Here is an 11,941-nt window from a genome sequence, read left to right on the forward strand (position 1 = left end):
GGGTTGCCGAGCGGGAAATAAAAAACGCAGCGAAAGGCTGCGTTTGTGGGGTGAAAGCGCCTTAATTCATTGGCCTCTTTCAATCGATTTGAGTGGGGAGTTATTGTGTAAGGTCAATCCTGTAAACCGCAAAACCAACCTCATCGTTTTCCACCAAAGTCATTGGGTATTGGCCTTTCTCTTTGATGAACTGTGCTGCTTTCTCGCTTGGAGAGGTTTCAAAACGAATATCTAACGCGGTATTAGTTTTAATCGGAGCAAACGACCAGTTGTTATCAGCACTTGGCGTGACTTGACCTTTTTCTTTACTCACGCGCGAAATGTAGTTTGCAACGGCCGTGCGGTTTTCGTCGGGTGAGTCAAAGGCAACAAATTGTGCGCCCGTGCCTGCAAATTTATTACTATAAGCGCGGTAGTTATTGGTGGCGACAATAAAGGTCTGTTTTACATCGATAGGTTTACCTTGATAAGTTAAGCCTACAATGCGCTCAGCATCTTTATGCGCCACTTTACAATCACCATCGTATTTGGCGGGTTGAGTCACATCGATTTGATAATTCACCCCATCCATCACATCAAAGTTATACGTGCGGAAATCAGCCCAATTGATCAAGGATTGTGGTTGAGTGCTGTGCGGATCAATCTGATTAAACTGCCCCGCGCTGCATTCCAACCATTCCTTCACTTCTTTACCCGTCATTTTCAGCGCTACTAATGTATTAGGGTAAAGATAGAGATCTGCTGCGTTACGAAATGTCAGTTGGCCAGCTTCGACTTCGGTGAAACCGGCAGGATCATCTTTACGGCCACCGACTTTAAAAGGTGCCGCGGCGGATAACACCGGCAAACCATCAAGATCAGGGTCGCCTTGAATAAAGCGTTCCACATAATCTTTTTGTGCAAGGTTAACGATTTGCACGGTTGGGTCATCTTGTACCAAGGCTAAAAAGCTGTACATCACATCATTCGCTTGGCCAATCGGTTGATTCACGAAATCTCGCGTGCCTTTATGGTCCGACTCTAAGGCTTTCACTATGCCTGTATCGGCTGCTGCCAATGATTTCTTATTGGCTTTATCGAAGATTGGGCGAGCTTGGGATTGACCATTCACGACTGACCATTGGCCATCTTTGCTTTGCAAAGTCAGATCCATCACACCAACATGGCTACCCCAGCGCCCCGGCATGACAGCGGTTACGCCATTAATGGTGCCTTTAGTTACATCTGCTCCTGGCAGTTTGGCAAAATCTTGGCTAGGGAATACCGCGTGAGAGTGACCAAAAGCAATTGCGTCAATGCCTTCTACTTGGGTGAGGTAGTAAACCGAGTTTTCTGCACCAACGGAATATGGGTTAGCTGAGACACCAGAGTGCGGGATTGCCACGATCACATCGGCACCCTCTTTTTTCATCTGCGGGATCAGCTCCTCGGCTGTTTGTTTGATGTCTTTGGCAAACACTTTGCCATCAAGGTTTTTCTTATCCCACACCATGATTTGTGGTGGGACAAAACCAATGTAACCCACTTTAATTTGGTGCTCTTTGCCATCGGTATCTTTGAACGTGTGCGTTTTAATGAGATAGGGATTGAAGAGGTGTTTGCCCGTTTGTTGGTCATAGACGTTGGCATTGACATACGGGAATGCGGCGTCGTTAATACTCTCCTTTAAAAAGGACAAACCGTAGTTAAATTCATGGTTACCAATGTTACCTACATCGTAGCCGAGCTGATTCATCGCTTTGTAAACTGGGTGAACCTCACCAACCTTGATGCCTTTGGCGGCCATATAGTCGCCCATTGGGCTACCTTGGAGTAAATCACCGTTATCGACCAAAATGCTGTTTTCGACTTCGCTGCGCGCTTGCTTCACTAACGTCGCCGCACGGGATAAACCAATCTGGTTCGATGGCTTGTCTTTGTAGTAATCGTAATCCATCACATTGGTGTGAATATCGGTCGTTTCGACGATACGCAGTTTAATGGTGTCCGCCATTGCTGGGCCAGCCATTGCTAACATACCGCTCAAAATCGCGATGGAGAGAGGTTTCACTGCCACTTTCATTGTGTACTCCAGTTAGGGGTAGGGAACAAATAACTCGTCTAATGTAACAAAATCTTATGAAACGATGATTTCAATGAATATCAATTTGTGATGTTACGCGTTAACTCACCGGCATTCTGTCGACAAGATCTCATCATTGATTGGCTTTTAATCAGAGAGATAGTCACTTCTTATTCGGAATTATCCATTCCCTTATCAGCTTTTGATATAAAAAATGAAATTTTAGAATTTCAGGTAATATGAAGAGCCCGCCATAATGCATCCATGAATTAAGTTATGGATAACAACAATGAGTACGACGGAAACCATTTCTCAGTTGCCAATCAAAGGGCCGCGCTTAGTTGCGGTCAACAATGATGCTTTGGCAAGTAGCGCTCCATCGTACGTCAAAAGCCAATTGACCTGCGGTGAAGTGGCTTTGATTGGTGCAGGGCCGGGCGACCCAGAACTGCTGACGCTCAAAGCGTTGAGCTTTCTACAACAAGCCGACGTGGTGTTGTACGACTACCTAGTGTCTGATGAAATTATGGCGCTGGTGCCGAGCGATACCATCTTAGTCTGCGTGGGTAAGCGCGCTGGACACCACAGTGTTCCTCAAGAAAAAACCAATCAATTGCTGATCGATTTTGCGCAGCAAGGTTACAAAGTCGTGCGTATTAAAGGCGGTGATCCGTTTATGTTTGGCCGCGGTGGTGAAGAGTTGGAAGTGCTGTTTGATGCGGGGGTGAAATTTCAGGTGATCCCCGGTATTACAGCGGCGGCAGGCGCAACGGCCTATGCGGGAATTCCACTGACTCATCGTGATTATGCGCAATCCGCTCTGTTTGTCACCGGTCACCTTAAAGCGGAAAACGATGACATGGATTGGTCAACACTGGCGCGTGGTAATCAAACCTTAGTCATTTACATGGGCTTGATGAAGTCGAGTTATATCCAGCAGCAGTTGATTGAACATGGACGCCAAGCCAACACACCAATCGCGATTATTGAACGCGGTACTCAGCGTTCGCAAAAAGTCTTCAAAGGGCAGCTCAGTGACTTATCACAACTGGCGGCGCAGGCACAGGCTCCGGCCTTGATTGTGGTGGGCGAAGTGGTTGCGCTGTCGGAAAAACTGCATTGGTTTGGTGAACAACCCGCGCAGCAAAACCAAGTGAATTACGCCTGATTGCAAGGCTAGTCAGTTAGTTCCAACTCAATACTCAAACCAATTTCTCATTGCACAAGGCTCGCAATGCGAGCGAAAAGGAAGCATGCAGATGGATCAACAACGCTTAACCCATTTACAACAGCTCGAAGCCGAAAGTATTCATATTTTACGTGAAGTGGCTGCTGAATTTGATAACCCAGTAATGATGTATTCGATTGGTAAAGACTCTTCGGTGATGCTGCATTTAGCGCGCAAGGCTTTTTATCCGGGGAAAATTCCGTTTCCTTTGCTGCATGTCGATACTGACTGGAAGTTTCGCGAGATGATTGAATTTCGTGATCGTATGGCGCACAAGTATGGTTTTGAGCTTTTGGTACACAAAAACCCAGAAGGGATCGCGATGGGGATCAGCCCTTTTGAGCATGGTTCTTCAAAGCATACCGACATCATGAAAACCCAAGGTTTAAAACAAGCGTTGAACCAATATGGTTTTGATGCTGCTTTTGGTGGTGCGCGTCGTGATGAAGAGAAATCACGCGCGAAAGAGCGTGTTTATTCTTTTCGTGATAAGAACCACACGTGGGATCCGAAGAACCAGCGTCCGGAGCTATGGAAAACCTACAACGGCCAAATCAATAAAGGTGAGAGCATTCGTGTTTTCCCGTTGTCGAACTGGACTGAATTGGATATTTGGCAATACATCTATTTGGAAAACATCGAGATCGTACCGCTGTATTTATCGGACATTCGCCCAGTTGTCGAACGCGATGGGATGCTGATCATGGTCGATGACGAGCGGATGAAGCTGCAACCTGGAGAAGAAGTTCAGCACAAGAGTGTGCGTTTTCGCACGTTAGGTTGTTATCCACTTACTGGCGCAATTGAATCAGAGGCCAGTACGCTAACGGGCATCATTGAAGAGATGCTGGTGGCCACTTCCAGTGAACGACAAGGCCGCGCGATCGACCACGATCAATCAGGATCGATGGAATTGAAAAAACGCCAAGGTTATTTCTAAGCCTCTAAGGAAAGATTATGAATAGTGCAGTTCAGGCTCAGCTTTCTGAGATCGGTATTGAAGCTTATCTCACGCAACACCAGCACAAATCGTTACTGAGATTTCTGACTTGTGGCTCAGTTGATGATGGAAAAAGTACCTTGATTGGTCGTTTGCTTCATGACACAAAACAGATTTATGAAGATCAACTGGCCGCCGTCCATTCCGATAGCCAGCGTGTTGGCACGACGGGCGAGCGCCCCGATTTAGCTCTGTTAGTTGATGGCCTGCAAGCGGAACGTGAGCAAGGGATCACCATTGACGTGGCGTATCGCTATTTCTCTACTCAAAAGCGCAAATTCATCATTGCCGATACTCCGGGGCATGAGCAGTACACGCGCAATATGGCGACGGGCGCATCCACTTGCGATCTCGCGGTGATTTTGATCGATGCCCGTAAAGGCATTTTGGATCAAACGCGTCGCCACTCATTCATTGCCAATCTGTTAGGTTTGAAGCATTTTGTGGTGGCGGTGAATAAGATGGATCTGGTCGATTACTCACAAGATCGTTTTGAGCAGATCCGTCAAGACTACGTGGAATTTTCAAAGCATCTGCAAGGTGATACTGATATTCAGATCATCCCGCTTTCTGCTCTGGAAGGGGACAACGTGGTCGAAGCAAGTCAACATATGCGTTGGTATCAAGGCCCATCACTGCTGGAGCTGCTTGAAACGGTGGACGTAGATCAGCAAAAAGGAGCTGGTGAGTTTCGTTTTCCAGTGCAGTATGTGAACCGACCGAATCTCGATTTTCGCGGTTTTGCTGGCACGATTGCAGCGGGCAGCATCAGCGTTGGAGATGCAATCACTGCACTTCCGTCTGGAAAAACATCCACCGTGGCACGTATTGTTACTTTCGATGGAGATTTGCCGCAAGCGCAAGCAGGCCAAGCGGTGACGTTAACGCTCAGCGATGAAATTGACATCAGCCGTGGTGATCTTATTGTGCTGCAAGGAGCGCAGGTTGAATCAACTAACCATCTATTAGCCGATGTGGTCTGGATGACAGAACAACCACTCAAAGCCGGGCGTGAATACAACATCAAAATTGCAGGTAAGAAAACCGTCGGCCAGTTGCAAGCAGTGCGTCACCAGTACGATATTAATAATTTATCGACTTATCACAGTGAAGAGTTGCCGCTCAATGGCATTGGCTTGTGTGAATGGTCGCTAACAGAGTCGATCGCGCTGGATAAATACTTAGACAGTGCCAATACTGGTGGTTTTATCATCATCGATCGCCTGACGAATGTGACGGTGGGGGCGGGCTTGGTTCGAGATAGTTTGCAAAACATCGCTCATGCTCAAAGTGCCCATTCTGCGTTTGAAGTTGAATTGAATGCCTTGATCCGCAAGCACTTTCCACACTGGGAAGCCAAAGATCTTCGTCAGTTACTCAAGGCTTAACTGTGGTGATTCGGTGGGAGGGATTGCCGCTTACAGCGTCCCTCTATTGGCTAGTTTGAGACAACAAAGGATTGAGTAATGAGTACGAATTTGGCCAATAAAGATGAAAATGTTGTCTGGCATCAGCATACGGTGAATAAGTCGTTCCGCGCCAACTTAAAACAACAACAGCCAGCAGTATTGTGGTTTACGGGGCTGTCAGGGGCGGGAAAATCAACCATTGCTGGTGCGTTGGAACAGCGTTTAGCTCAACTCGGGTATCACACCTATTTGCTCGATGGGGATAATGTACGCCACGGCTTGTGCAGCGACCTTGGGTTCTCAGAGCAAGATCGGCGAGAAAATATTCGCCGTATTGGTGAACTCGCGAAGCTGATGGCCGATGCTGGGTTAATCGTGTTATCAGCATTCATTTCACCGCATCGCGCTGAGCGTCAATTAGTGCGCGATATGCTGCCACAAGGTGAATTCATCGAAGTGTTTGTCAATACCAAGTTGGACGTGTGCGAGCAGCGCGACCCGAAGGGGCTGTATAAAAAAGCGCGCGCTGGTGAAATCAGTAATTTTACGGGCATTGACTCTGAGTATGAGTCGCCGCAAAACCCTGAGATCGATCTTGCGGCTGGCGAAAAAAGCATTGATGAGCTGGTGGAAATTTGCCTAACAGCGCTGCAAGTGCGAGCGATTATCGCCTAATGTAGAAGAGGGCTCATCAGCTTGAGCCCTTTATTTTTGAGGCTAGACGGCGTGATGAAAAGAGCTGCTGGCAACTTCGGTGTGGACAGTGAATTTCTGGCTAAGCACCGCCAACATCTGATCGTAGTACTGCATATTCGGTTTATTACCCAGTAGCTTACACAGCTCATTGCCAGTGGGACTGAAACGGTAATAGAGCAGCCTGACTCCTTTACTCATCGATTGCAGTGACAGATTCTTGCCTTGATAGGTCAACAGCAGTGCCGGTTCAAGTTCAATTTCTCCAGATTCCAGTTCAGTGGCGTGCAGTAAGCCAAGCTCGATCAGTACTAACAGGCTCGAATAGGGTAATTGGAAACTACCCATATTGATGACAAATGTGCTGATGCGTTTTCCTAAACTAAAAATGCCGTTAGTAGCACGAATGCCGACCAACAGCTTGCGGCTATTATCGCTACCAAAACAGCAGGCTAACGCTGAGGCTTTTTGGAGTATCTGCGCCTCTTTTGGTGTCATGTCTTGTAATACTTGCAGTGCTTTCATTGAGGTTGAACCGGGGTTGGTCACCTCGCGTTTGAGTACTTGCGCCCAAAGTCGCTGCATCGAAGAGTTGTGGATGTCTTGCGCCATATCGAAAAAACGGTGTAACCAATCTTGATCAGGCTCTCCCGCGGTCTCATTTTTACAAGAGATATGCGCCAGTTTGACGATCTGCTCTAGGTTTTTTTGTCGCTGCTCTTTACGTTGCTGTTCTCTAAATAAGGCGCGATCAAGCGAGGTTTTTTCTGGCGGATCCGTTTGTAGCAGCGCATCTAAGCCGTGATATTGAGCAATATTCAAAATGCGACTACCACTGTCTTTGATGTAGCTCGATTTTTTTTCGTGGCTTTGACCTGAGTTGGCTTGATGTTCAATCACTACAGGGTTGTTGGTATCTGCCATTTTATGTCCGCTTCAATCACCCATTTCATTCATGGATTAAAATGTAACGTGTAACGCATTTTCCATCTAGGAAAAACATTCGTTCTAGATCATAAATTTGCGCTATCCCTAATGATAATAACTTGTTAAAATTGTTATCGGAATTTGTGGGGCGCTTATGCAGTGTTGGAAAGAAAATAGACTGAAAAAGCACCTATCGATTACTTTACTATTGTTGATATATGTCGCTTTGCTAGCGTATTTATCTAAATATATCGTTTAGTTTAGATGAATCAATAGGTTGCTATTTTGTTAACTACATGTCGTCGTATTCTTCGATCGCAGTGCCTTCGATCACATACGCTGTTTCGGCCAGATCGTGGCTAACACTTTCGGTTTTCAGTGTCCCAATCAGATAAATTACATCCCAGAGCTGCTGGATTGGAGCACCTTGCGGATATTTCACATAAATAATTTGGTTTGGTGGCGGTGGCGGCACGTGAATGCATGCGCCAAAGTAGGGCACCAGTAGAAACTCAGTAACGTTGTTGGCGTCACCTTCCAGTGGGATCACAAAGCCGGGTATTTTGACCACGCTGCCATTGAGCTCTTTTCTAACTCCGCCGATTTTTGATTGTGCAGCCGTCATTTCGCCATCATGGTTCAATGCTGGCATGCCATCGGCGTTGAATTGGTTACGTTCGTTCTCGGGGATCAGATCGATCCAATCGAGCGTCAGTACTTGTTCATTACTCTGTGCGTACATCGGTAACAAGCCTGATAGCAGCAGCGTGCTGATAAGCAGTAGTTTTTTCATCGTTAAGTCCTAAATTCGAATGGTCATTCCATCGCTAAGTGATTGTCTATAGGCGCGTAGAGCTGGGATAACACCAATAATAATGCCAGCCAGTTGTACATAAGCTAATAATTGCCACTCATAGCTGCTTAAGGTGCTGAGTGTGATTTGAATTCCATAATGCTGCGCAATAAAAGGTTGCGCCAGTGCGAGCAGTGAATATAACCCCGCTAATCCAACGCAGATGCCAATAAAGGTCAGCGTCGTCGCTTCGCTGATAAGCAGAGCAAAAATATGTTTAGGTTGTGCGCCCATGGCGCGCAGAATCGCCATTTCACGGCGTCTTTCCTGCAAGCTTGTCAGTAAGCTGCTGAGCATACCAAGTAACCCGGCTGCCACCACAAATACCGACACCGCCATTAAAGCTTGTTCTGCTATCGACATCATACCCCACAGTTCTTGCAGAGCGACGCCGGGCATAATGGCGCTCAAGGGTTCTTGGCGATAGTTATTGATTTCACGTTGCAGTGCAAAGGTTTGAATTCTCGATTTTAAACCGATCAACATGGCGGTGATCTGCTTGGGTTGGAAGTTGTGTTGTTCAAGCTGCTCTTTGGATGGTGAATTGCCTAAATGCGCACCCGATTCCCAACCCACGTGAATGGCTTCAATCGCTTCTAATGAGACATGCACCGTTTTGTCTACGGGCGTTCCCGTTGGCGCTAAATGCCCACCACTTTAAAGGGGAGGTTGTCGTGGCGGCTAAAACCCACATCGCTGATCCCATGCGCAATAATGATGTCACTGCCAATATGGTAACCTAAGGTTTCGGCGACATCTGAACCCAATACCGTTTCAAATAAACCATGAAAATCAGTGCCTTGAGAGAAGGTGAGTGGTTGCTTACTTCCATATTTGAAATGCTCGAAATAATGGTGATTGGTGCCCATAACGCGAAACCCTTGGTGTGAGTCACCCAAGGAAATGGGGATCGCCCACTTGACGCTGCGATGCTCACTGAAGGCTTGGTAGCTTTTCCAGTCGATATTATTGGTGGCATTACCAATTCTAAATACCGAATAGAGCAGCAAGTTGACTTGTCCAGAGCGGCCGCCGACGATTAGATCCGTCCCTGAAATGGTGTTGGCGAAGCTCTCTTTGGCTTGAGTTCGAATGCGTTCAACCCCCATTAACAGAATGACTGAAATGGCAACCGTCAGAATGGAGAGTAGCGCTGTGGTTTTGCGGTTAAGTACGCTTTTCCACGCCAGATTGGTAATTACATTCATGCTGTCACTCCTGCCTGATTCAATTGAGGGAGATAAACTGCGCGGTCAAATAAAGCTTCTAAGGTGGGATCGTGGCTCACAAACACCAGTGTTGAACCTGCCCGATTCGTCTCTTCCAATAGCAGTTCGATAAACGCGAGTCGATTGTCGTGATCCAGCGCCGAGGTTGGCTCATCGGCGATGATCAGCTTGGGTTCGCCAATCAGTGCTCTCGCCGCCGCGACACGCTGCTGCTGGCCAATACTCAGTTCGATAACCGGTTTGGCCAATAGTTCTGGTGCAAGATGTAATCGAGTGAGTAGCTGCTGTGCTTTCTCAATCAGATCGCCTGCCACATTCTGCTGGCGAGTGCTGGAAAAGTGGCAAGGTAGCGTAACGTTTTCAATCACTGAGAGATAAGGCAATAAATTAAATTGTTGAAAATGTAGCCAATGTGATCGGCTCGAAAACGATCCCGCTGACGAGAAGTTAGCGTCGACAGGTTGGTGCCTAAAATAGAGACCTCCCCTCGTTGTGCTTGGTTGATCCCGGTCAGTAAGCTCAGCAAGGTCGATTTGCCACAACCACTTGGCCCTTTAATAAAAAGGTGCTCTCCACGTTTTACACAAAGATCTTGGATAGATAAGGCTGGTTGTGAGCTATTCGGCCAACGAAATTCGACCTCTTTCAATTCAATGACAGACGTCAGCGATAGAATATGCAAATCACTCATTGTGAATTCCTTTAACGACAGTGAACCTAGAGTAAGTATGTGCTTACTCTAGGTTGTTGCTTATACGCCTTAAAACGTAATGCGAGTGCTGTTTGTTTTCAACTCAGAGGCAGATTGTGCTTTGTCTGTCAGTACATTGGCAGAGATAGTTTGGGTATTTGGGAACAAGTTAAACCATTGCGTGTCGAGGTACTGCAATTGCGGCATGTTATCGCAGTGATATTGGTACTGAACCGTGAATTCACCGTGACCACTGTGCTCGCCTTCATCATGCACATCTTTTTTATGGTCATGGTGTGCGTGTTGAGCATCTTTATCTTGATGTTTATCATTATGTTTTTCATGATGGTCGTGGTCGTGGTCGTGGTCGTGGTCGTGGTCGTGGTCGTGGTCGTGGTCGTGGTCGTGGTCGTGGTCGTGGTGCTCACCATTTAACGTATGCGCGATACGACTTTCTTCTAAATGACACTTGGCCGGAGCGGGCAGTTGGAAAATGCCATCGGCGTGGCTGAACTGCTCAAGGACTTTATTTAAGCGCTGTTGTTGTTCATCATTTTGTGGTGCATGTTCAAAGCCGACTACATCAGCGCCGGGGGCGGTGATTTCAATCAGTAAATCTTGCCCATCTTGAGCAATATTGAACTCGACGTGGCCATGTACATGAGCCTCATGTTGGCGAAACTCTTCATTTGCCAGTGCTGGCATGCTTAAAATTAGGCCGATAGAGAGAGCGAGTTTACGTTGGATAAACATTGGGTGATTCCTTTTAAACATCAAAATAGCCCTTAGCGCGTTGGCTTTGGGTAACAAATCATAAATAACTAGATAAGACGTCTAAAAGTGAGGAGGCGAGCGAGCAAGATAAGCGTAATGAACTGACGGGCGACGCTGAGTTTTCTCTACTGATGATCGAATTTCGCTGCCACTAATGACAGGAAGGATAGGCAGCGCACTGCTTAGACCATTTTGAAAGCCAGAAAAAAGTTGGCAATGATGCTGCGCGTGATGCGCAGGATTAGTATCGAGGTGATGATCTACATAAGCGACATTCAACCATAGCATCAGCAGCATGGCACATAATGCAATGCTTTGAGCTCGGTAATGGGGCAATGTAGACGGGTAAACATCAAACCAATACAGTAGTAAAATGATAATTGTTATAATATAACAATATTGTGAGAATAAAGCGTACTCTTATTTTTATAAAAGCACCTTTCACCACGATATGTTTAGCAAAGGCAGCCGTGTTATCGGCCACCTAAGGTTATTATAAATTCTGTTTGATCAAGCCTAAAACCGTTTGAATTTCCTCATCACTCAATGCACCTTCCTTAACAAACAGTACCTTACCTTGCTTGTCTTGAACGATGATCGCTGATGATTCCTCTTTTAAATCCCACGCTTTGGCTACATTTCCCGCTGCATCTAGCACCATGGAAGACCACGGAAACTCTTTCTTGCTGTCTTGAGCGGAAGATTTGACAAACGATCCTGTGCCCCAAATCGCATCATCTTGGTTGATGATCGAGGTGGTTTGATAACCTTCTGCGGGAAATTGTGCGGCCGTAATGGCAGCCATCAATGGTGCATTTAACGCTTTAGCACTGCTGCGACCAGCAATGGCTTGAATGACGCGCACTTTGCCTAGCAGTTGGCTGGTATCCCAAGTTTGAAAGGCCGTTTTATCATCTTGTAGGATGATTTCACCATATTTTTCCACTGAAACATCAGCAACTTGCTGACCTTGGGTAATGTTGTGTGCCATGGCAAGCGCTGGACAGCAGGCCATAAGAATGGCGATCACTCGTTTACTTTTCATTGTAGGGGTCCCTTTTAGTTGAGCAACAAA

At 46.6% G+C, this 11,941-nt stretch carries 10 protein-coding genes and 2 pseudogenes; 4 read left to right on the plus strand and 8 right to left on the minus strand.

The features are described 5' to 3' along the window. Window positions 1–100: 100 nt before the first annotated feature. A complete protein-coding gene (gene cpdB, locus N5E84_RS00345; RefSeq protein ID WP_013855940.1) occupies window positions 101–2,062 on the minus strand; it encodes a 2',3'-cyclic-nucleotide 2'-phosphodiesterase in 1,962 nt (653 codons plus the stop codon). 289 nt (window positions 2,063–2,351) lie between these two features. Between cpdB and cobA the strand changes: the two genes are divergently transcribed. The 4 genes from cobA (at window position 2,352) to cysC (ending at window position 6,374) form a co-directional block, all read left to right on the plus strand. Continuing rightward, the gene (cobA, locus tag N5E84_RS00350) at window positions 2,352–3,230 is read left to right on the plus strand and encodes a uroporphyrinogen-III C-methyltransferase (RefSeq protein WP_019282540.1); all 879 of its coding nucleotides are present in this window, start codon (window positions 2,352–2,354) and stop codon (window positions 3,228–3,230) included. A 91-nt stretch (window positions 3,231–3,321) separates the two neighbouring features. Next, window positions 3,322–4,230 carry a sulfate adenylyltransferase subunit CysD gene (gene cysD / locus N5E84_RS00355; RefSeq protein WP_026027329.1) on the plus strand — a complete coding sequence of 303 codons (909 nt, stop codon included), beginning with the start codon at window positions 3,322–3,324 and terminating at the stop codon, window positions 4,228–4,230. 17 nt (window positions 4,231–4,247) lie between these two features. After that, window positions 4,248–5,678, plus strand: a complete 1,431-nt coding sequence (gene cysN, locus N5E84_RS00360) for a sulfate adenylyltransferase subunit CysN (RefSeq protein WP_017049184.1) — start codon at window positions 4,248–4,250, stop codon at window positions 5,676–5,678. 78 nt (window positions 5,679–5,756) lie between these two features. Then, window positions 5,757–6,374 (plus strand): adenylyl-sulfate kinase, encoded by a 618-nt coding sequence (cysC, locus tag N5E84_RS00365; protein WP_019282539.1) that lies wholly within the window; start codon window positions 5,757–5,759, stop codon window positions 6,372–6,374. 42 nt (window positions 6,375–6,416) lie between these two features. Here cysC and N5E84_RS00370 read toward each other — a convergent pair whose 3' ends face one another. The 7 genes and pseudogenes from N5E84_RS00370 to N5E84_RS00400 all read right to left on the minus strand — a co-directional run bounded on the left by N5E84_RS00370 (window position 6,417) and on the right by N5E84_RS00400 (window position 11,911). After that, window positions 6,417–7,316, minus strand: coding sequence for a TIGR03899 family protein (locus tag N5E84_RS00370; RefSeq protein WP_013855945.1), 900 nt, complete (start codon window positions 7,314–7,316; stop codon window positions 6,417–6,419). 295 nt (window positions 7,317–7,611) lie between these two features. Next, the gene (locus N5E84_RS00375) at window positions 7,612–8,112 is read right to left on the minus strand and encodes a DUF3299 domain-containing protein (protein WP_013855946.1); all 501 of its coding nucleotides are present in this window, start codon (window positions 8,110–8,112) and stop codon (window positions 7,612–7,614) included. Window positions 8,113–8,121: 9 nt separating this feature from the next. Next, window positions 8,122–9,380, minus strand: a pseudogene (locus N5E84_RS00380) (ABC transporter permease). Next, a pseudogene (locus N5E84_RS00385) lies at window positions 9,377–10,092 on the minus strand (ABC transporter ATP-binding protein). The pseudogenes N5E84_RS00380 and N5E84_RS00385 overlap by 4 nt, the downstream one beginning before the upstream one ends. A gap of 69 nt (window positions 10,093–10,161) precedes the next feature. Beyond that, the gene (locus N5E84_RS00390; protein ID WP_069212111.1) at window positions 10,162–10,845 is read right to left on the minus strand and encodes a DUF2796 domain-containing protein; all 684 of its coding nucleotides are present in this window, start codon (window positions 10,843–10,845) and stop codon (window positions 10,162–10,164) included. An 81-nt stretch (window positions 10,846–10,926) separates the two neighbouring features. Then, window positions 10,927–11,163 carry a DUF2607 family protein gene (locus N5E84_RS00395; RefSeq protein WP_019281490.1) on the minus strand — a complete coding sequence of 79 codons (237 nt, stop codon included), beginning with the start codon at window positions 11,161–11,163 and terminating at the stop codon, window positions 10,927–10,929. A 196-nt stretch (window positions 11,164–11,359) separates the two neighbouring features. Beyond that, entirely contained in the window at window positions 11,360–11,911 is a 552-nt protein-coding gene (locus N5E84_RS00400; RefSeq protein WP_029388292.1) for a YtfJ family protein, read from the minus strand. Window positions 11,912–11,941 lie beyond the last annotated feature (30 nt).

The sequence above is a fragment of the Vibrio sp. J502 genome (genome assembly GCF_025397955.1).
GTDB lineage: Bacteria > Pseudomonadota > Gammaproteobacteria > Enterobacterales > Vibrionaceae > Vibrio > Vibrio anguillarum.